We start from the raw sequence: 19,624 nt of genomic DNA on the forward strand, positions 1-19,624 counted from the left end.
CTACCGGCGTACCGCTACCGGCGTACCGCTACCGGCGTACCGCTACTGGCGCACCGCGCCCAGCGCCGCCGGCCGGGTCCGCAGCAGCGCCCGGACCGGCATCCCGGTCGCCGCGAGGCAGAGCAGCACGGCTCCGGCGGCCAGCGGCAGGGCGAGCATCGGCGGCACGTACGGGGCGGAGCCGGCCACGCCCCGGGCGACCGGCACCAGGGTGATCCCGGCGATGGCCGCACCGACCGCCAGCCCGGTCGAGGCCACCAGCAGCGCCTCCCAGCGCATCATGCCGCGCACCTGGCGCCGGGTGGTGCCGGCCAGGCGCAGCAGCGCGACCTCGCGGCGCCGGTCCAGCACCGTCATCACCAGGGTGTTGGCAGCGCTGACGGCGGCGAACCCGCCGAGCACGGCGGCCATCACGGTGTTGGCCCAGCCGCTGAGCTCCAGGTCCTTGTCGGACTGGGCGACGAACCCGGCCCGGTCGGTCACCGCGGCCCCGGCCAGCGTGCCCAGCCCGGCGGCCACCGCCGCGGGGTCGGCGCCCGGTGCGTCGGCGACCAGCACCTGGCTGTCGTACCCGGCGGTGACGTGCGCGGCCACCGCGGCCCGGGGCAGCAGCGCCTGGCCGACGCCGAGCCCGCGGTCGTACACCGCGACCACGGCGGGCCGCACGGCGGTGCCGTCGCCGAGCCGGAGCGGGACCCGGTCGCCGACCCCGGCGCCGAGCGCGTCGGCCAGGGTGGCGCTCAGCGCGATGGTGTCGGGGGCGCGGCCGAGGTCGGCGAGCGAGCCGCTGCGCACGCCCAGGTCGAGCACCTTCGGCAGCCGCGCCGGGTCGCCGTCGACGCCGAGCACGGGGGCGGAGCCCAGCTGGCCGCCGTTCTCGTAGACGACGCCGGTGCGCAGCACGCCGACGGCGGTGTCCACGCCGGGCACCCGGGCCGCCCGCTCGGCCGTCCCGGCGGGCAGGCCGGGGCCGGTGGCGCCGACCACGTGGTCGGCGGTGACGCCGGCCCGGACGTTCTCGCCGGCGGTGTGGCGCACGGTGCTCTGCAGGATCAGCAGGGTGCCGCAGAAGGCGGTGACCAGGACGATCGGGGTGATCGCGGAGGCCAGCCGACGGGCGTTGGCGCGGGTGTTGTCGGCGGCCAGCGAGCCGGGGGCGCCGCCGGCCCGCAGCGGGGCGCCGAGGATCGCGGCGGCGGCCCGGGCCAGCCAGGGGCCGAGCAGGGCGACGGCCATCATCAGGCACATCACCACGCCGAGCGCGGTCTGGGCGGCCTGGGCGCCGTCCAGGGAGTTGGCGACGGCGGCGGCCGCGGCGCCGCCGGCGGCGAAGACCAGCCCGAGGACGGTGCGCACCCGGCCCGGGCGGGGCGGTTCGACGGAGGCCTCGCCGAGCGCCTGGGCGGCCCGCATCCGGGACGGCCGGCGGGAGGCCAGGAAGCCGGCGGTCAGCGCGGCGAGGGTGCAGGCGAGGACGGCGACGAGCATCGGCAGCGGGCCGATGTCCAGGCGGACGTCCGCGGGGACGGCGCCGCGCTCGACCAGCTGGCCGAACCACCAGCGGGCGAGGGCGAGTCCGGGCAGGATGCCGAGCGCCGCGGCGAGCGGCGCGACCAGCATCGCCTCGGCGGCGATGGTGCGGCGGATCTGGCGCGGGGTGGCACCGACGGCGCGCAGCAGGGCGAACTCGCGGGCGCGCTGGCCGGTGGCGAGGGCGACGGTGCTCATCACCACGAAGACCGCGGTCATGGTGGCGTAGCCGCCGAAGGTGCCGCCGAGGGCCATCAGCAGGCTGCGGGCGCCGCCGAGGGCGGGGTGCTCGACGGCGCCCCGGTCGTCGCCGGTGAAGGTCCTGGCCTCGCCGCCGACGGCCTGGCGGACCTGCGCGGCGAGCGCGGCGGTGCTCACGCCCGCGCGGGGCTGGACGGCGACGGCGTCGATCCGGCCGGGGTGGCCGGAGAGCCGGTCGGCGGTGGCGTCGGCGAACCAGGCGGTGGGCCCGGCCTGCTGGGCGGCGGCCAGGCCGGAGACCCGGTAGTCCGCGGTGCCGCCGGGCGCGGTGAGCGTGAGGCGCGCGCCGGGGGCGAGGTGTGCGGCGCGCGCCGTGTCGGCGTCCAGCACCACCTCGTTCGCGCCGGGCGCGCGGCCCTCGACCAGGGTGTCGCCCGGTCCGGCGATACCGAGCGCGGCGAAGCCCCGGCCGGTCAGGGCCGGCGCCGGGCCGGTGGCGGGCAGCGGGAAGGCGGTGTCCGGGCGGGCGGCCGCGACCCCGGGCAGCGCGGCCAGCCGGCCGACCAGCGCGGCGTCCGTCCGGGCCCGCTCCGGGGTGGCCTGCTCCACGGTCTCGGTGTCCTGGCCGACCTTCTTCTGGATCTTCACCGCCTGCTCGGCCGCGACCACCACCGGGGCGTCCGCGTACCGGGCGGGCTTCAGGCTCGCGGTCAGACCGGTCTGCAGCAGCACACCGCAGGCCACCACCACGACGGCGCCCAGCAGCAGGGCGACCAGGGTGCCCGCGAAGGAGGCGGGCCGAAAGCGCACCGAGGAGCGCGCGAGTCCGTTCGTCACGCCGCCACTCCCACCGGGCGGGCGGTCAGCGCGACCATCCGGTCCGCGACGGTCTGCGGGCTCGGGTGCGGCAGGTCGTCCACGATCTCGCCGCCGGCCAGGAACAGCACCCGGTCGGCGAAGGAGGCGGCCACCGGGTCGTGGGTCACCATCACCACGGTCGCGCCGAGCGAGTCCACGGCCTGGCGCAGCAGGGCGAGCACCTCGTGCGCGGTCCGGGTGTCCAGGGCACCGGTCGGCTCGTCGGCGAACACCACGTCCGGGCGGGTGATCAGCGCGCGGGCGATCGCCACCCGCTGCTGCTGGCCGCCGGAGAGCTGGCCGGGCCGGCGCCGGGCGTGCTCGCCGAGACCCACCCGGCCCAGCAGCTCCCGCGCCCGGGCGCGGTCCTGGCGCTCCCCGGCGAGCCGCTGCGGGAGCAGCACGTTCTGCTCGACGGTCAGCGAGGGCAGCAGGTTGAAGGACTGGAAGACGAAGCCGATCCGGCTGCGGCGCAGCTTGGTGAGCCGGTTCTCGCTCAGCGCGGTGATGTCCTCGCCGCCGAGCCGGACCTGCCCGGAGTCCGGGCGGTCCAGGCCCGCCGCGCACTGGAGGAAGGTGGACTTGCCGGAGCCGGACGGGCCCATCACCGCGGTGAAGCTGCCGTGGGCCAGCGCCAGGTCGACCCCGCACAGCGCCTGCACCGTCGCCTCGCCGCGCCCGTAGGTGCGGCGCACCCCGCGCAGCTCGATCGCGGGGGCCGCCTGCGGGGCGGTGCCGTAGGGGGTGCCGTACCCGGGGGCGGCGTGGGCGGCGGGGGCGTACCCATCGGTGCCGTACTGGTCCGTCCCGAACTCGTCGGTCCTGCGGCGGTCTTGGCGGCGTGCCATGGGTGGGCCTTCCTTCGGTTCCGCGTCGTAGCGTCGCTCGTCGTCAACGTGCTCCAACCTAGGGAGAACGGACTCCGCGGACCATGCAGGCCACCGGCGGACCGGAGGTGGGGTTATCCCCCCACCGGTTCGGCGGGAACCCCCAGGTAGACGGCGCGCAGCTCGGCGAGCACCGGGTGGGCGGGGTCGAAGGTGGTGCCGTCCACGGCCGCCAGCGGACACACCCCGACACCCGCGTTCACCGCGAAGGCGGCGGTGAAGCGGTCCAGCCCGTCGGCGGCCAGCGGCTCGCGGGACTGCGGACCCCGGTACGCGCCGGACAGCAGGGCCTCGGTCACGCCCGGCAGGCTCGGCCCCTGCGGCCAGACCAGCTTCTCCTCGGCCAGGAAGCCCACGTTCCAGGTCGCGCCCTCGACCACCAGGCCGTCCTCGTCGACCAGCAACACGTCGTCGAAGCCCGCCAGTTGCGCCAAGCGGCGGTGGTGCACCAAACCGAACAGGCCGACGTGCTTCACCTCCGGCAGCTCCCGCCGGTACGCCGCGGTGCGGACCCGCAGCGGGGCGGGCGCGGCTGCCGTGGCCGGGCGGGTGGTCACCAGCAGGGCGGGTGCGGCCGGGGCCGCGGGGCGCTCCAGGCCGAGCTCCGGGTCGTACACGGTGACCCGGACGGTCACCGGCGCGCCGTCGGCGGGCAGCACCGCGCCGATCCGCGCCCGCACCACCGCCCGGTCCAGCTCGGCGCCGAACAGCACCCGGCAGTCCCGGACCAGCCGGTCCAGGTGCAGCGCCAGACCGCGCACCCGGCCCTCCTCCGCCCGCAGGGTGGTGAAGTGCCCGTAGTTGAGCAGCCCCAGCGCGGCCAGCCGCGCAGGGTCGGCAGGGGCGCCGTCGATCTCGATCTCAGCCATCCCCCGAGTCTGCCAGCTGCGGGAATGCCGGCGGAGCCTGCTCCGGCAGCCCCGACGGGGGCGGCCCCGACCGAGGCGACTCGGACTGCCGCGGCCCCGGCCGAGGCGGCTCGGAGCGCGACGGCCCGGACTGCGGCGGCTCGGACTGCGGCGACGCCGGGCGGTAGGGGCTCACCATCGGCCGGCCCGCCTTCCGGGCCGCCCGCTCGAACTCCTCGATCCGGTACGCCAGGCCCTCCGGCTCCCCCGCGTCCGACCAGCGCCACGCCTCCGCCCACCACTGCGGGCCGCGCACCAGCGGCCGGCCGGCCAGCGCCAGCCACAGGGCCAGCGTGGAGCGGGCGTACTCGTGCACCCAGCCGTCGCAGCCCCGGTAGTCCGCCGTCTCGTCCAGCCGCAGCCAGCGGCCCTCCTGCCCCGCGGCCAGTATCGGCACCCAGCCGCGCAGCCGGTCGGCGACCAGCAGGAGCAGCCGGCCGTCCTCCTCCCGCACCCGGTGCACGGGGAGCTGGGGCATCCGGGCGAAGGACAGCGCACGCTTCCAGCCCACCACCCACAGCCCCCGGCGCAGGTAGTAGCGGACCGCCGGCTGCCAGGTCCAGTGCGCCTCCAGCCGGAACCCCGGCAGGCCCTCGGCGGTGGCCGCCGCGTACACCTCGTCCAGCGCGGCGGCGGCCAGGCCCCGGCCGCGCGCGGCCGGCGTCACGTAGAGGGAGGAGACGGCGAGCTGGCTCGGGCCCTTGGTCCAGTTGTCCACCGCGACGGTGCCCGCCACCGCGCCCGCGTCGTCCCGGATCCAGTAGCGCCGCCGGTACAGCTCCCCGCCCGGCCACTCCCGCCCGCTCTCCCCCAGCCGCTCCCGCCACCTGCGCTCCGCCGGCGGGGCCAGCCCGTCCGGGTCCACCCGCTCGCCCAGCTCGCCCTCCACCAGGGACGCCAAGTCCCAGAGGGCGAACCGCCGTTCCTCCCCCGGACCGGCCGCCCGCAGCCGCGGCCCCGCCGCCAGCCGGTCCTGTGCCCGCTCCACCGCCGCATCCCACGACCTCACCACAGGGCGAGGATAGCGGTGGGCCGGGGACGATCAGTAATCCACCGGCCACCGAACGTCAACGCGAGGAGCGGGCCCGTCCCCGCCGCGCCCCGAGGCCCCTCCGCGGCCCTCTGCGGCCCTCTGCGGCCCTCTGCGGCCCTCTGCGGTCCTCTGCGGTCCTCTGCGGTCCTCGCCACCGTGGCCGCGGCCGTCGCCGTCCCGGCGGAGGTGGGGGAAACCCGACCACAGGACTCGACCTGGCCGTGATGACCCCGCCGAGCTGCGGCGATGCAATGAAGGCGTGACGAAACGGGCGTGGTGGTGGTGCGGCGGGTGGCTGGTGGCGGCCGGGTGGGCCGAGGCGTTTCCGGTGCTGTCCGGGCTCGGGCCGCACCGGAGCTGGGGGACCTTCGCGGCCTGCGGGTACCTGTCGGCGGCACTCGCCGTGGCGCTGGTGCGGCGGCGCGGGCGTGAGGTGTCGGTGGCGGTCGCCGCCGTCGGGGCGGTGCTGGTGCCGCTGCTCGTGCTGGTGCTGGAGGGGCGGGGGCAGAGCGAGGTCGGGGTGATCGAGCGCTCCGGGTCGCTGCTGCTGCAGACCGGCACGCCGTACCTGGCCGAGCCGGCGTCCGTCGCCCAGTACACCCCGTACCTTCCCGCCATGGCCCTGCTGGGCCTGCCCCGGGCGCTGCTGGACGACACGCCGCTGGGCGGGTCACCGCTCGGCGACGCCCGGCTCTGGTGCGCGGCGGTGTTCCTGGTCTGCGTGCTGCGGACGGTGCCCGCCGGGCGCCGGCTCGGCGCCGCCGCGCTCACCGTCTCGCCGGTGGTCGCGCTGCCGCTCTGCGTCAGCGGGGTCGACCTGCCGCTCATCGGCCTCTGCTGGCTCGCCCTGGTCCGCGCCGCCGAACGGCGGCCGGTGGCGGCCGGGTTGGCGCTGGCCGCCGCCTGCTCGCTGAAGTGGACGGCCTGGCCCGCACTCGCCGTGGTGACCGCCCTGCTGGCGGCCACGGCCGGACGGCGCGCGGCGCTGCGCGGGGCGGCCGTCGCGGTGGGCGCGGCGGCGGTGGCCGTGCTGCCGGTGGCGCTGCGCGCGCCCGGGCCGCTGGTGGAGCAGGTGTTCGCCTTCCCCACCGGGCGCGGCCGACTGCCCACCCCGGCCACCAGCCCGCTGCCCGGACGGCTGCTCGCCGATCTCGGCCCGCCCGGCTGGTACGCCGCCGTCGGCCTGCTGCTGCTCGCCGGGCTCGCCGTCGGGGCGTCCCTGCTCCTCCGACCGCCCCGCACCGCGGCCGCGGCGGCGCATCGGCTGGCCCTCGGGCTGACCGTGGCCTTCCTGCTGGCACCCGCCGGGCGGTTCGGCTACCTCGCGCTGCCGCTCGTCCTCGTCCTGCTCCCCCTCTCGTCCTCCGATCCGGTCTCCGATCCGCTCTCCGTTCCGCTCTCCCTTCCGAAAGGCCTGCCATGGGCACCACCCTCGTCGTCACCAACGACTTCCCACCGCGCCAGGGCGGCATCGAAACCTTCGTCCGGGCCATGGCCGACCGCGTTCCCGACCACGACGTCGTGGTCTACACCTCGGCCGAACCCGGCGCGGAGCGCCACGACGCCGCTCTCCCCTACCCGGTGATCCGCGACCGGGCCCGCACCCTGCTGCCGACCCCTCGGGCCACCCGCCGGGCCGCCGCGATAGCCCGCGCGCACGGCTGCGACCGGGTCTGGTTCGGCGCCGCCGCCCCGCTCGCCGCGATGACGCCCGGCCTGCGGCGGCTGGCGCCCGGCGTCCGCCGCACGGTCGCCACCACGCACGGACACGAGATCTGGTGGGCCCGCACCCCGGGCGCCCGCGGCCTGCTGCGCCGGATCGGCCGCAGCACGGACGCGGTGACCTTCCTCGGGGCCTACACCCGCGCCCGGATCGCCCCCGCGCTCGGGCCGGACGCCCGGCTGGTGCGCCTGGTACCGGGGGTCGACCCGTCGGTCTTCCGGCCGGCCGGCACCACCGGGGTGCCGGCCGCCGCCCCGGTGGTCCTCTGCGTGGCGCGGCTGGTCCCGCGCAAGGGGCAGGACGCGCTGATCCGCGCGCTGCCCGCGATCCGCCGGGCCGTGCCCGGGACCACCCTGGTGCTGGTCGGCCGGGGCCCGGACGAGGACCGGCTGCGGGGCCTGGCCGGCCGGCTGACCGAGCCGGGCAGCGTGGTGTTCACCGGCGGCCTGGACCACGCCGGGACGGCCGTCCACTACGCCGGCGCGGACGTCTTCGCGATGCCGTGCCGCACCCGGCGGCTGGGCCTGGAGGCCGAGGGCCTGGGGATCGTCTTCCTGGAGGCGGCCGCGGCCGGCCTCCCGGTGGTGGCCGGCCGCTCCGGCGGCGCCCCGGACACCGTCCTGGACGGCGTCACCGGCACGGTCGTCGACGGCCGCGATCCCGCCGAAGTGGCCGCCGCCCTGACCCGCCTCCTGCTGGCCCCGGCCGCCGAGCGGGCCCGGATGGGGGCGGCGGGGCGGCGCTGGGTCGAGGAGCACTGGACCTGGGAGGCCTCGGCGCGGCGGCTCACGGAGTTGCTGGACCCCGCTTCGCCACTGCCGGGCCCGGGCGCTCCGGGTGTTCCCGCTGTTCCGGCCGTTCCCCGGCCCCCGGCCGCCCTGGTTCCTCCAGTCGCTCCAGTCGCTCCGGCCGTTCCCGGGGCTCCGGCCGCCCAGGAGGCTCCGGCCGGACCGGTCACTCCGCCTGCCCCCGCAGGTGCCTGACCAGTCGGGCGATGGCGGGCGCCCCGCCGTTGGCGCGGACCGCCGTCACCCAGTTCCTCGCCTGGCCCGGCAGGTCGTCGCGGCTCGGGCAGGAGAAGCTGAACAGCCAGACGTGGGCGGACAGATCGCGCTCCGGCATGGCCCGCCACTCCTCGCCCCCGGCAGCCGTCAGCGTGTCCTGACAGGCCGCCAGCGCCCGGTCCCCGTCCCCGGCCCATTCCTGCCGCAGCCACAGCAGGAAGTTGGTCTGCGCCGTCGTGGTGTCCTCCCTGGTCGCCTCGCCCTTGAGCAGCCGGTTGACGATTGCGCTCTGCGGTTCCCGTGTCCTCTCCATGACGCCATCGTTCCGGCCGCACAACCCCTGTGACAAGTGGGTGAATTGCCGTCGGACGGGCGGACCGGTCACTCGCCGCGCAGGTGCGCCAGCACCGCGAGCACCCGCCGGTTGCCCTCGGTCGGGTCCAGGTCCAGCTTCATGAAGATGTTCCCGCAGTGCTTCACCACCGAGGCCTCGGTGATGCTCAACCGGGCCGCCACGGCCTGGTTGTTGAGGCCCTCGGCCAGCAGCGCGAGCACCTCGCGCTCGCGCGGGGTGAGGCGGGCCAGCGGGCGGTCGCCCGACCGGCCGCGCAGCAGCACCCGGACCACGTCGGGGTCGATCACCGTCTCCCCGTCCGCGACCCGCCGCAGCGCGTCCAGGAAGTCCGCGACGTCACCGACCCGGTCCTTCAACAGGTAGCCCAGACCGGCCGGTTGAGCACCGGCGGCGGCCAGCAGCCGGGTCGCGTACGGGGTGGCCACGTACTGGGACAGGACCAGGACGGGCAGGCCGGGGTGGCGCTCGCGCAGGGCGAGGGCGGCGCGCAGGCCCTCGTCGGTGTGGTCGGGGGGCATCCGGACGTCGGTGACCACGATGTCCGGCCGCTCGGCGTCGACGGCCGCGGCCAGCGCCTCGGCGTCGCCGACGGCGGCGGTCACCCGGTGGCCGCCGAGGGCGAGGAGCTCGACCAGTCCGGCGCGCAGCAGCACCGCGTCCTCGGCGATCACGACCCGGAGCACGGGACCTCCAGCCGCAGCGTCGTCGGGCCGCCCGTCGGGCTCGTCACCATCAGCCGTCCTCTCAGCAGTGCCACCCGGTCGGCGAGTCCCGCCAGTCCGGCCCCGGCGGCCGGGTCCGCCCCGCCGCGGCCGTCGTCGGTCACCTGGACGACCAGCCGGCCCCCCGCGACCCGCCCGCGGACGGTGATCGCGGTGGCGCCGCTGTGCTTGGCGGCGTTGGTGAGCGCCTCGGTGACGGTGAAGTAGGCGGTGGTCTCCACGGCCGGGTGCAGCCGCTCCGGGAGCTCGATGTCGGCTTCCACCGGGATCGGGTGACGCAGCGCGACCTCGGCGACGGCGGCCGCGAGCCCGTGGTCGGTGAGCACCTGCGGGTGGATGCCGCGCACCAGTCCGCGCAGCTGCTCCAACGCCTGCCGGGCCTCGCCGCGCGCCCGGGTGACGAGGTCCGCCGCCCGGCCCTGCCGGTCGCGCAGCTCATACTCGGCGAGCCCGAGGGTCATGCTGAGCGCGACCAGCTGCTGCTGCGCCCCGTCGTGCAGGTCGCGCTCGATCCGGCGCCGCTCCGCCTCGAAGGCGTCGGCCAACCTGGCCCGGGAACGGGTGAGTTCGAGCACCTGGCGGCCGAGGTCGTCCTCCCGGGGGGCGAGCAGGAAGCGGGCCAGCGCGACCTCGGCGGCGGTCAGCAGCGCCCCGGCGTACGCGCAGAGAAGCAGGCCCGCCAGCCCGGCGGCGGTGAACGGCAGGGCGGCGAGCGGCCCGGGGACGGCGCGCCCGGGGATCAGCATCACGGTCTCCGGCGCGAGCGCCCAGACCACCAGCGGGGAGAGCACGTACAGGCCGGACAGCACCAGCAGCGCGGTGAAGCCGAGCGCGGCGGCGGCCAGCACCGTCGAGGCGAGCGCGGCATGGGCGAGTTCGCGCCAGGTGGCCCGCTCGCGCAGCCGGGTGCGGATGCGGGCCCGGCGGCCCGCCCCGGGCAGGCTGCGGTGCGGGTCGGGCAGCGGGACCGGCTCCACCAGCCGCAGCCGCCACCGGGCCGCGGTGGCGGTCGGAATGCCGATGAGCGCCAGGGCGACCAGCAGCGGGATCCCGACGCCGATCGCCCCCAGGCCCAGGCCGAGCACCAGCAGCACCACGAGGACCGCCAGCAGCACCGGCCCGAGCAGCGCACTGCCCAGCAGGTACGCCCAGCAGCGCGGCACCCAGCGGGTGAACGGGAAGCGCAGCGGGTGCGCCCACAGCGCCTCGCCCACGGCGGTCGGCTGCGGTTCCGCCTCGCGGCCCCCTTCGCCGCCCCCGCCGCCCCCGCCGTCGCTGACCTCGCTCACCCGGTCCACCCTAACCGACGGGCTGACGGCCCTTCGGGTCCTCCGCCGGGGCCCCGCCCTGGGCCGCCACCGGGGCCGGGCGCGGCCGGGCCAGCGCGACGGCAGCGATCACCAGCACGCCGCCGACCAGCGCGTTCCAGCCCACCGGCTCGTGCAGGAACGCCGCGCCCAGCGCCGTCGACCAGAGCGGCATCACGTACGTGACGGCGGAGGCCACCGTCGCCCCCGCGCCGCGGACCAGGGCCAGGTTGAGCAGGTACGCCAGGCCGGTGCCGGCCACGCCGAGCACCAGCAGGGCGAGCGCCGGGCCCGCCCCGGGCCAGTGCGGGGCGCCTTCGGCGAGCGGCGCGACCAGCGCCAACTCGGCTGCGGCGCAGGCGATCTGGAGCGCGGAGAGGGTGGTCACCGACTCCGGGCGGCCGGACAGGAAGCGGCGCAGATAGGCGAAGCCGGCGCCGTAGCAGCAGGCGGCGGCCAGGCAGGCCAGCGCGCCGGCGGTCGCCCCGGCGCCGAGGCCGCGCCAGACCCCGAGCACGGTGAGCACGCCGAGGAAGCCGAGCCCGAGGCCGGCCAGTCGGCGGGCGCCAGGGCGGCGCTCCCCGGGGACGGCCAGCACCGCGAACAGCAGGGTGAACAGCGGGGTGGTCGCGTTCATCACCCCGGCGAGCACCGAGCCGACCCTGGTCTCGCCGAACGGGAAGAGGGTGAACGGCACCGCGTTGAGCAGCACCGCCACCACCGCCGAATGGCCCCACAGCACCCGGTCGCGCGGGACCCGCTCGCCGCGCACCACGAGGATCGCCCACAGCGTGGCCGCGCCCAGCAGGCAGCGCCACAGCGCCACCCAGAGCGGCGGCACCCCCGCGTCGACCGCGACCTTGATCAGGGCGAAGCTCGCGCCCCAGATCGCCGACAGGGCCACGAAGCCCGGCAGCCAGCGCCGCACCCCCACCACCTCCTTGTCCGTGTCCGTGGCCGCGTCCGTTTTCGTTTCCGTGGCCGTTTCCGTGGCCGTGGCCGTTTCCGCGTCCGCATCCGTGGCCCTGGCCGTGGCCACGCTCGTGGCCGTGCCATCAACTGGACAGAGCGTGGCCCGGCACCGGAGCATGAGTCCAACAAGTGGCAGTGCACCCGTGATGAGGAAGTCTCATGACCTCGGACGTCAACCTGGCCCAGCTCAGGGCACTGGTCGCGGTCGCCGACACCGGCGGCTTCGGAGCGGCCGCCGACGAGCTGGGCATCAGCCAGTCCGCCGTCTCGCACGCCGTCGCCGCGCTGGAGCGCAACCTCGGCGCGCCCGTGCTGCGGCGCGGCAGCCCGTGCCGCCCCACCCCGCTCGGCGAGCAGATCCTCCCGCACGCCAGGACGGCCGTCGCCTCGGCCGTCGCCGTCCGCGCGATCGCCACCCGGCACTGCGGCGGCCTGACCGGCACCGTACGGCTGGCGGCGCCCACCACCGTCTGCCAGGCGTTGCTGCCCGGACTGCTGAAGGACTGGCGGGCGGCCCACCCGCAGCTGACCGTCCGGGTCTTCGAGGGCGAGGACGACGAGCTGGCGGCCTGGCTGGAGGCGGGCACGGTCGACGCCGCCGTGCTGGTGGACGCCGGTCCGCTGCCGCCCGGGGCGGTCGCGCTCGGCGCCGACTCGATGCACGCACTGCTGCGCCGCGACCATCCGCTCGCCGACCAGCCGACCGTCCACGTGGCCGAGTTGGAGGACGACGACTTCCTGCTCTCGGAGGGCGGCTGCGAGCGTCACATCCGCGAGGCCTACCGGCGGGCCGGTACCCGCTTCGCGCCCCGGCACCGCATCCGCGACCTGAACACCCTGATCGGCATGGTGCACGCGGGCGTCGGGGTCTCGGTGATGCCCGCGCTGGCGCTGACCATGCTCCCGGCCGACTGCGTGCTGGTCCCGATCCGGCCCGCCGTCCACCGGACTCTGTCGCTGACCGGGCCGACCGGCCGCCCGTGGGCCCCCGCGGTCAGCGGACTGCTGGCGGGGGTTGGCGCGGACACCGCCGTCGGGGCCTGAGCACCCGGCGCCGGGCGCTCAGCTCCATCCGTCCGGCGGCAGCCAGGGCGGTACGGGCACGTCCCACCGGGCGTCGAACCGGGCGACGACGGCGCGCAGTTGACGGGCGTGCCGGGGCGACAGCGCGAGCATCACCGTCTCCAACAGGTCCCGGTCGTCCCACGGGCAACCGCAGCAGAACCAGTACAGGTCGCGCTCCGCGTAGTCCTCCCACAGCCGGCGCTCGGAACGGTGGACGTACGCCCGCCACCGACGCAGTGCGGCCGCCGTGCCCCCGGGCCGCAGGTGGTTCCGCGTACGTTCGAGCCGCGCGATCTCGGCGAGGGCCCGCGCGGACACCCCGTCGATCACCGGCTGCGCTCCTCGGACCCGGCGGCGCGGAAGCTCTGCGCGGAAACGTCCCGGCCGACTACGCGGCACGGTCCTTTCGGTCGGTCGTCATGGGCGCCATGCTGCCACGGGCCCGCCCGGCGATCCACGGCATTTCCGCCTGCCCGCGCACCCGCCGGACTCCTGGCGCGCTGTCGCGCCCGTGACGGACGGGCGGGCTTGACCCTTTTGGGGTTGACCCCCCTTCCCCACAGGTCTATACCAGTGAGGACCTTCGGCAACCACCCGCCGCCGACGGTCCGTTCGGCCGCCGCGCCACCCCCACACCCGGCGCGACCAGGCCGGCCTCCCCCACTGCCGTTTCCTGGAAAGGCTTCCGATGGAACGCGCCCTTCCCCCGCATTCCCACCGGCACACCGCACCTCGCCCCGCCCGTCGCCCCGCCCTCGGGCGCCCCGCCGCACTCGCCGTGGCCGCCGCGCTCGGCCTGGTCGCCAGCGGCGTCGCCGCCCTGGCCGGCACCGGCTCCGCCTCCGCTTCCGCGGACACCACCGGCACCACCGCCACCGGAGGGCTCGGCAGCAACTGGTACGCCTCGGCGCCGTACCTGATGCCCGAGGACAACAACCCGCCGGACGCCGCCGCCGTCATGGACGCCACCGGCCAGAAGGCCTTCCAACTGGCTTTCATCCTGGCCCAGGGCAACAGCTGTTCGCCCGCCTGGGGCGGCACCTCCTCGATCGACACCGACACCACCATGCCGAGCGTCATCCAGACCGTGCGCGGCAAGGGCGGGGACGTCTCGGTGTCGGTCGGCGGGTACGGCGGCACCAAGCTGGGCCAGGTCTGCGGCACCCCCGAGGCGACCGCCGCCGGCTACCAGAAGGTGATCACCAAGTACGGCCTCAAGGCGATCGACTTCGACCTGGAGGAACCGGAGTACGAGAACACCGCGGCCATCCACAACGAGATCGGCGCGGCCCGGATCCTCCAGCAGAACAACCCCGGCCTGTACGTCTCGATCACCACCGCGGGCACCAACGCGGGCACCGGCTGGTTCGGCACCCAGATGCTCAACGAGGCCAAGTCGCAGGGCTTCACGCCGGACAACTACTCGATCATGCCGTTCGACGGCGGCTTCAGCGGCGCCGCGGCGCAGACCGACGCGCTGGTGAAGTTCAACCAGATCCTGCAGAGCACCTTCGGCTGGAACGAGGCCACCGCGTACGCCCACGAGGGCGTGTCGATGATGAACGGCCGCACCGACGCCGCCGAGTACTTCCACCAGTCCGACTTCCAGACCGTGCTGGACTTCGCCACCGCGCACGGCCTGGCCCGGTACACCTACTGGTCGGTCAACCGGGACCGCCAGTGCGCGGGCAACGTCGACCCGGGGCTGTCCGGCTCCTGCTCCAGCGTGGCTCAGAACGACTGGGACTTCACCAAGTACACGGTGAAGTTCGCCGGGGCGACCCCGCCCACCACGCCGCCCACCACCCCGCCCACGACTCCCCCGACGACTCCTCCGACCACCCCCGGCAGTTGCACCGCCCCGGCGTGGAGCGCGAGCACCACGTACACCGGCGGCGCCAAGGTCTCGTACAACGGACACAACTACCACGCCAAGTGGTGGACGCTGAACGAGGTGCCGAGCGCCGGCGGCCAGTGGGGCGTCTGGGCCGACGACGGGCCCTGCTGAGCGCAGCCTGCCGGTGCCCCGGGTCGGCCCGCACACCGCCGCTGACGGCTGGGTGCGGGCCGACCCGGCGGGGCACCGCGCGGGTCACTCCCCGGCGAACCGCTCCCGCAGCTCCACCAGCACCTCCGCCGCCTCCGACAGCCCGGCCGCCTCGCAGCGCGCGATGCCGGCGGTCAGCCGGGCCACCGCCGCCTCGGTGCGACCGAGGTCGCTGCCCTCGATCAGCGCGGCCAGCCGGACGGACTCCGCCCGCGGCGACTCGGCCCGCTCACCTCCCGCCTCGTACTCCGGGACGGCCTGCTCGGCCTCGGCCAGCGCCTCCTCGTACCGCCCCGCGACGGCCAGCGAGCGCGCCCGCTCGTAGTGCGAACCACCGCGCAGGTACCAGGAGTTGTACTCCTCGCCGCCCTGTTCGGCCGCCTCTCCGACCGCGTCCGCCTCGGCCAGCAGGGCGAGCGCCGCCGCCAGCCCCTCCGCGCCCTGCTCCCGCATCGTCATCCGGGCCAGCTCCCGCAGGGTGGCCGCCAGCTGGTCCACCTGCGGGGCCTTGCCGTGCGCCTCGCGGGCGCGGGCCAGCGCCGCCTCGGCGGCGTCCGGGCGCTCCGCCCGGGCGAGCGCCAGGGTGGCCTCGCAGGCGACCATGGTGTGGGTCTCCTGGTCCTCCCAGCCGGCCACCAGATCGGCCAGCCGCAGGTACTCCTCGGCGGCGTCCCGGTGCTCCTCCAGCTCGGACAGCCCCCGGGCGAGGTCCAGCCGGGCCTGGGCGAGCATCCGCACGTCCAGCCGGGCCGCCGACGCGTCCAGCAGCACCGACTCCAGCACGGCCACCGCGTCCGCCGCCCGCCCGGTGTCGCGCAGCACGTCGGCCAGCTGCATGCGCACCCGGGCGGCCTCCTCGACCGCCTCGGCGCCCTTGCGGTCGTAGCGCGCGGCCGCCTCCGACAGCGCGCGGACGGCGCCGCCGAGGTCCCCCACCTGGAGGCAGCCGTGGCCGAGCATCATGTACGTCGGCGCGTACGGGTAGGAGTCGTCGCCCCAGCGCACGGCCTCGGCCAGCGCCCGGTGGAACACCTCGACCGCCTGGCCCGGCTCGCGGCCCTGCAGCAGCACCTGGCCCAGCAGACCGAGCACCCGCGGGGTGTGCCAGGGCAGCTCGGCGGCGTCCAACTGGGCCAGCACCTCGCGCAGTTCGGCCTCCGCCTCGGCCAGCAGGCCCTTCCGGGCGGCGGCGTCGGCGGTGTACTGCCGGGAGGTGGCGGCCCGCCGCTCGGAGCCGAGCTCCACGGCCGCGCGCCGGTAGGCCCCGACCACCGCCTCGAAGCGCTCGGCCACCTCGTCGGCGGGCTCGGGCAGCGTCTCGACCAGGTCGTGGTGGGCGGCGTAGGCGCGGGTCTGCAGCACGATCAGGTAGTCGTCGTCGGTCAGTTCGCCGCCGGCGCGCAGCTCCTCGGCCCGCGCCAGCACCGCGTCGAGCGCCGCCCAGTCGGCCCGCCGGCCGCTGTGCCCGGTATCCGCGCCCGCATCCGCATCCGCATCCACGCTGCGACCCGAGCCGCCCTCGCCCTCGTCGCTCTCGTGCCCGGCGCCCTCGTTCGGGGTGCCCTCGCCCCCGGCGCTCTCGTCGTCCAGGTCCGCGATGAGGGTCCGGGCCCGGCACATCAGCGCCGACCCGGCCAGCCCCGCCTGCTCGAACAGCTCGGCGGCGGCCAGCAGCCCGGCCTTGCCCTCGGCGTACGCGTCCCGCTGGAGCGCCTCGTGGGCGCGCTGCTCGGCGAGTTCGGCGCGCAGCCGCTCGGGGCCGCCCAGCTCGGTGCTCCGCGGGTGGACGAAGTCCGCGGCCCCGGCGCGCTCGGCGACCCGCTTCCACAGCCGGTCGGCGTCCGGGTGGCCGAGCACCTCCAGCTCGCGGGCCCGCAGCACCAGGGCGGTGAAGTCCTCCGGCTCCGGCTCGACCGTCCGGCGCGGCGCGGGCGCGACGACCGGGGCGTCGGACAGCCCCGGCGCGGCGACGGCCCGCACACCCAGTGCCAGCGGCTCGGCGAGCAGCGGCTCGACGGCCAGCCGGGCGCGCCGCTCGGCGCCGACCGCGCCGGTGCCGTTGCGGGCGTCGAAGCGGGCGGCCAGCGCGTCGGCCTCGGTGCGAACGTGGGCCAGCAGGGAGTCCACCGTCCAGGTGGTGCCCGCCGGGCCGCTCACCGCGAGTTCGCCGTGGCCGGCCCCGGCCAGCAGGGCGAGCAGCACCTCGACGCCGGTCAGGAAGCCCAGCCGGGCGGCGGGTTCGCCGGTGACCGCGAACAGGTCCCGGTTCTCGGCGAGCAGCTCCAGGCCGCGCGGCTCGTTGCCGGACAGCGCGCAGAACTCGATGTGCAGGCCGACGGCGTTCAGCATCGAGGCCTTGCCCCGGGCGAAGCGGTAGCCGGAGAGGTGGCCGGAGCGGGCCTCGTCCAACCGGCCCCGGCGCAGCTGCGCGAGCAGGGCGGTGGCCTGGCTGAGGTAGGGCTCCTGCTCGCAGCCGCTGCGGCCGTCCAGCACCGGGGCGATCACCTCCAGCGCCCGGGCGTCGTCCCCGGCGGCGATGAAGTGCCGGGCGCGGGCGCGGGTCTCGCAGGCGTGGCAGTCGCTCAGCTCGGAGCGCGGGCGGGCCGCCCACAGCTCGTAGGCGTCCTGCACGTCGAGGCCGGTCTGCACGGCCAGGTGGTAGCGCTGGGCGTAGTACGGCTGGAGGTCGTGGCCGGCCGTGCGGTAGCGGTCGCGCAGCTCGGTGTGCCAGCGCCGGATCGCCGCGAGCGGGACGTCCGGGGTGTCCTTGAGCGCGTCGGCGACCCACTTGAAGCGCCAGAGCACCTGGCGCCGGGCCCATTCGCCGAAGCCGTCCGGGTCGGTGTCCCAGAGCTTGAGGATGCGGGCGAAGACGACCGGACTCTTGCTGCGCTCGCCGTCGTACTCGTAGGCCTCCATCAGCTCCAGCAGGGCCATCGAGCGGATCCCGGTGTCCTCGAACTGCTCGGCGGCGTCGACGAGTTCCTCGGCCGTGACGGTCCTGGTCCGGCCGTACGGGCGGGCGTCGTTCTCGCGCAGCGCGGCCATCACCGCGTCGGGGGTGTCCAGCATCACGCCTCCTTGTCGCCTTCGGGGGTGCCCGCCGCCTCGTGGCCGAGCATGGCGTGGTCCAGCAGGCTGATGAACGAGCGGTTGAGCAGGGCGGACTCGCTGGCCTTGAGCGGGCGGCGGGTCATCAGCACGGCCTGCCCGTACAGCGCCTCGACGGCGGTGACGGCCAGCTCGCGGCTGGTGACGGTGGCGGCGCGGCGCACCAGCGGGTTGAGGTGGTTGAGCACCAGTTGGGCGCGGGGCACCTCGGCGCGCAGCGAGCCGAGGATGTCCGCCCACAGCCCGTCGGCCTCGTCGGCGAGCTGGGCCCTGGTGCGCTCGTGCCGGGCCTCCCGGTTGTCGAGCAGCAGGGCGGGCGCGTTGGTCGGGTGGAAGCTGCGCAGCGCGACGTCGCAGTCGAACCGGCCGACGACCTCGCGGGCGATCGCCAGGAAGGCGTTGGCGGCCAGCTCGACGGCCGGGTCCACGGTGTCCAGGTGCGCGGTGACGGTGCCCGGGTCGAGGTCGGAGACCGAGACGCCGGGCCGGATCTCGGGCAGCCGGTGGACCAGGTCGTGGTCGTAGGTGTAGCCGCCGTTGACCACGCCGAGCCCGGCCGCGGCGGCGATCGGGGCGACCTGGCGGAACTCCTCGACCGTACGGGTCACCAGCACCGTCGGGTGGCTGCGGGCGAACTCGTCCAGGGTGACGTTGCCGTCGGTGGTCTCGAACGGCAGCCAGGGCAGCATCATCCGCAGCAACTCGTCGTCGTAGCGGGCGAGTTCCTTGACGGCCAGGTGGTGGACGGAGAGGAAGCGGTGCAGCAGCGCCGGGTCGCTCGCGGACAGGCCGGTCAGCCAGTCGCGGATCCGGGCGCCGAGCGCGTCCCGGACGGCGGCCAGCGTCTCGTCGGCGTACAGGCCCTCGCGGGAGGCGGTCGGGCGCAGCCCGTCGGTGTCGACGACGCAGCGGACGAAGAAGGCCCAGTCCGGCAGCAGTTCGTCGGCCTGGTCGGAGAGCAGCATGCCCTTGAGGTGCACCCGGTGGCCGTTGCGGCGCGAGGGCGGGGCGGCGTCCGGCAGTACGTACGCGACGCCGCGCAGGCCGACCAGCGGCAGGTCCAGCTCGATGGTGTCGAGCGGGGTGAAGTCGAAGGCGGCGCGGCAGTACTCGGTGAGCGCGTCGCGCCTGGCCAGCGGGGAGGCGTGGCGCTCGGCCCACGGCGGGGTGCGGTTGACCCGGTGCTCGGTGCCGGCGGCGTCGATCACCGTGACGTCGTGGCGCAGCAGGCTGCCGAAGTCCCGGGCGAGGGTGAGGACCCGGCCGGGGCGGGTCCACTCGGCGGCGTCGGCGCGCGGGGCCAGCGTGACGGTGGTGCCCGGCTCGGGCTTGGCCGAGGCGGGCAGCGTGCGGATGGTGTAGCTGCCGTCGGAGCTGCCGCGCCACTCGATCACCGGGGCGTCCGGGGTGGCGGCGGAGCGGGTGACCACGGTGATCTCGTCGGCGACCACGAAGCAGGCGAGCAGGCCGATGCCGAACTGGCCGATGAAGTCGCCGCGGGCCTTGGCGAGCCCGGCGCCGTCGAGCCGGCCGTCGGCGTCGCGCTTGGAGCTGCGGCCGATGGTGGCGAGGAAGGTGTGGACGTCCTTCTCCGTCAGGCCGATGCCGGTGTCGGTGACGGACAGCTCGTCGTCGGCGCGGACGGTGATCCTGGCCGGCGCCTCCGGGTCGAGGGCGCGGCGGGCGGAGATCGCGTCCACCGCGTTCTGCAGCAGCTCGCGCAGGTAGACCCGCGGGCTGGAGTAGAGGTGGTGGGAGAGCAGGTCCACCAGACCGCGCAGGTCCACCTGGAAGGTGTGCGCACTCGTCGGGTTGTCGGTAGGGGACACCGGAGGCTCTTTCGATCGCGGGGTGGATGACGGTGGTGGGGTGCGGGCGCGGATGTGGGTGCGGGTGCGGGT

At 76.4% G+C, this 19,624-nt stretch carries 15 protein-coding genes; 4 read left to right on the forward strand and 11 right to left on the reverse strand.

Translation table 11 applies throughout. The features are described 5' to 3' along the window. Positions 1-42: 42 nt before the first annotated feature. The 4 genes from ACGFSC_RS16325 to ACGFSC_RS16340 all read right to left on the reverse strand — a co-directional run bounded on the left by ACGFSC_RS16325 (position 43) and on the right by ACGFSC_RS16340 (position 5,396). Positions 43-2,568, reverse strand: coding sequence for an FtsX-like permease family protein (locus ACGFSC_RS16325; protein ID WP_359897639.1), 2,526 nt, complete (start codon positions 2,566-2,568; stop codon positions 43-45). Then, positions 2,565-3,437, reverse strand: coding sequence for an ABC transporter ATP-binding protein (locus tag ACGFSC_RS16330; RefSeq protein WP_359897638.1), 873 nt, complete (start codon positions 3,435-3,437; stop codon positions 2,565-2,567). Before ACGFSC_RS16330 ends, ACGFSC_RS16325 begins: the two co-directional genes overlap by 4 nt. Positions 3,438-3,550: 113 nt before the next feature. Then, positions 3,551-4,345, reverse strand: a complete 795-nt coding sequence (locus ACGFSC_RS16335) for an aminotransferase class IV (protein WP_359897637.1) — start codon at positions 4,343-4,345, stop codon at positions 3,551-3,553. Further along, positions 4,338-5,396 carry a GNAT family N-acetyltransferase gene (locus tag ACGFSC_RS16340; protein ID WP_359897636.1) on the reverse strand — a complete coding sequence of 353 codons (1,059 nt, stop codon included), beginning with the start codon at positions 5,394-5,396 and terminating at the stop codon, positions 4,338-4,340. The genes ACGFSC_RS16335 and ACGFSC_RS16340 overlap by 8 nt, the downstream gene beginning before the upstream one ends. Positions 5,397-5,676: 280 nt before the next feature. Here ACGFSC_RS16340 and ACGFSC_RS16345 point away from each other — a divergent pair, with 280 nt between their 5' ends. Next, positions 5,677-7,002: a glycosyltransferase 87 family protein gene (locus tag ACGFSC_RS16345; protein WP_392863496.1), complete on the forward strand. Its 1,326-nt coding sequence runs from the start codon at positions 5,677-5,679 to the stop codon at positions 7,000-7,002. Beyond that, positions 6,909-8,123, forward strand: a complete 1,215-nt coding sequence (locus tag ACGFSC_RS16350; protein WP_359897634.1) for a glycosyltransferase family 4 protein — start codon at positions 6,909-6,911, stop codon at positions 8,121-8,123. Before ACGFSC_RS16345 ends, ACGFSC_RS16350 begins: the two co-directional genes overlap by 94 nt. On the opposite strand, the gene ACGFSC_RS16355 is transcribed toward ACGFSC_RS16350, so the two are convergent. The 4 genes from ACGFSC_RS16355 to ACGFSC_RS16370 form a co-directional block, all read right to left on the reverse strand. Further along, positions 8,095-8,457, reverse strand: coding sequence for a hypothetical protein (locus ACGFSC_RS16355; RefSeq protein WP_359897633.1), 363 nt, complete (start codon positions 8,455-8,457; stop codon positions 8,095-8,097). The two genes, ACGFSC_RS16350 and ACGFSC_RS16355, sit on opposite strands and share 29 nt — an antisense overlap. 68 nt (positions 8,458-8,525) lie before the next feature. Next, positions 8,526-9,182 (reverse strand): response regulator transcription factor, encoded by a 657-nt coding sequence (locus tag ACGFSC_RS16360; protein WP_359897632.1) that lies wholly within the window; start codon positions 9,180-9,182, stop codon positions 8,526-8,528. Continuing rightward, entirely contained in the window at positions 9,167-10,435 is a 1,269-nt protein-coding gene (locus tag ACGFSC_RS16365; RefSeq protein WP_359897689.1) for a sensor domain-containing protein, read from the reverse strand. The genes ACGFSC_RS16360 and ACGFSC_RS16365 overlap by 16 nt, the downstream gene beginning before the upstream one ends. 85 nt (positions 10,436-10,520) lie before the next feature. Then, entirely contained in the window at positions 10,521-11,456 is a 936-nt protein-coding gene (locus ACGFSC_RS16370) for a DMT family transporter (RefSeq protein WP_359897631.1), read from the reverse strand. A 203-nt stretch (positions 11,457-11,659) separates the two neighbouring features. On the opposite strand from ACGFSC_RS16370, the gene ACGFSC_RS16375 reads away from it, so the two are divergent. Beyond that, on the forward strand, positions 11,660-12,544 hold the full coding sequence (locus ACGFSC_RS16375; protein ID WP_359897630.1) for a LysR substrate-binding domain-containing protein: 885 nt from the start codon (positions 11,660-11,662) through the stop codon (positions 12,542-12,544). Positions 12,545-12,562: 18 nt separating this feature from the next. Here the strand turns inward: ACGFSC_RS16375 and ACGFSC_RS16380 are convergent, their stop codons facing one another. After that, positions 12,563-12,895: a hypothetical protein gene (locus ACGFSC_RS16380; protein WP_359897629.1), complete on the reverse strand. Its 333-nt coding sequence runs from the start codon at positions 12,893-12,895 to the stop codon at positions 12,563-12,565. Positions 12,896-13,253: 358 nt separating this feature from the next. On the opposite strand from ACGFSC_RS16380, the gene ACGFSC_RS16385 reads away from it, so the two are divergent. Next, complete coding sequence (locus ACGFSC_RS16385) at positions 13,254-14,573, forward strand: chitinase (RefSeq protein ID WP_359897628.1); 1,320 nt, start codon at positions 13,254-13,256, stop codon at positions 14,571-14,573. Between the two features lie 84 nt (positions 14,574-14,657). Here ACGFSC_RS16385 and ACGFSC_RS16390 read toward each other — a convergent pair whose 3' ends face one another. Both ACGFSC_RS16390 and ACGFSC_RS16395 read right to left on the reverse strand, forming a co-directional pair. Next, positions 14,658-17,684: a hypothetical protein gene (locus ACGFSC_RS16390; protein ID WP_359897627.1), complete on the reverse strand. Its 3,027-nt coding sequence runs from the start codon at positions 17,682-17,684 to the stop codon at positions 14,658-14,660. Beyond that, complete coding sequence (locus tag ACGFSC_RS16395; protein WP_359897626.1) at positions 17,684-19,552, reverse strand: HSP90 family protein; 1,869 nt, start codon at positions 19,550-19,552, stop codon at positions 17,684-17,686. Before ACGFSC_RS16395 ends, ACGFSC_RS16390 begins: the two co-directional genes overlap by 1 nt. Positions 19,553-19,624: the final 72 nt, after the last annotated feature.

Source organism: Kitasatospora sp. NPDC048715, from assembly GCF_043198905.1.
GTDB lineage: Bacteria > Actinomycetota > Actinomycetes > Streptomycetales > Streptomycetaceae > Kitasatospora > Kitasatospora lactacystinica.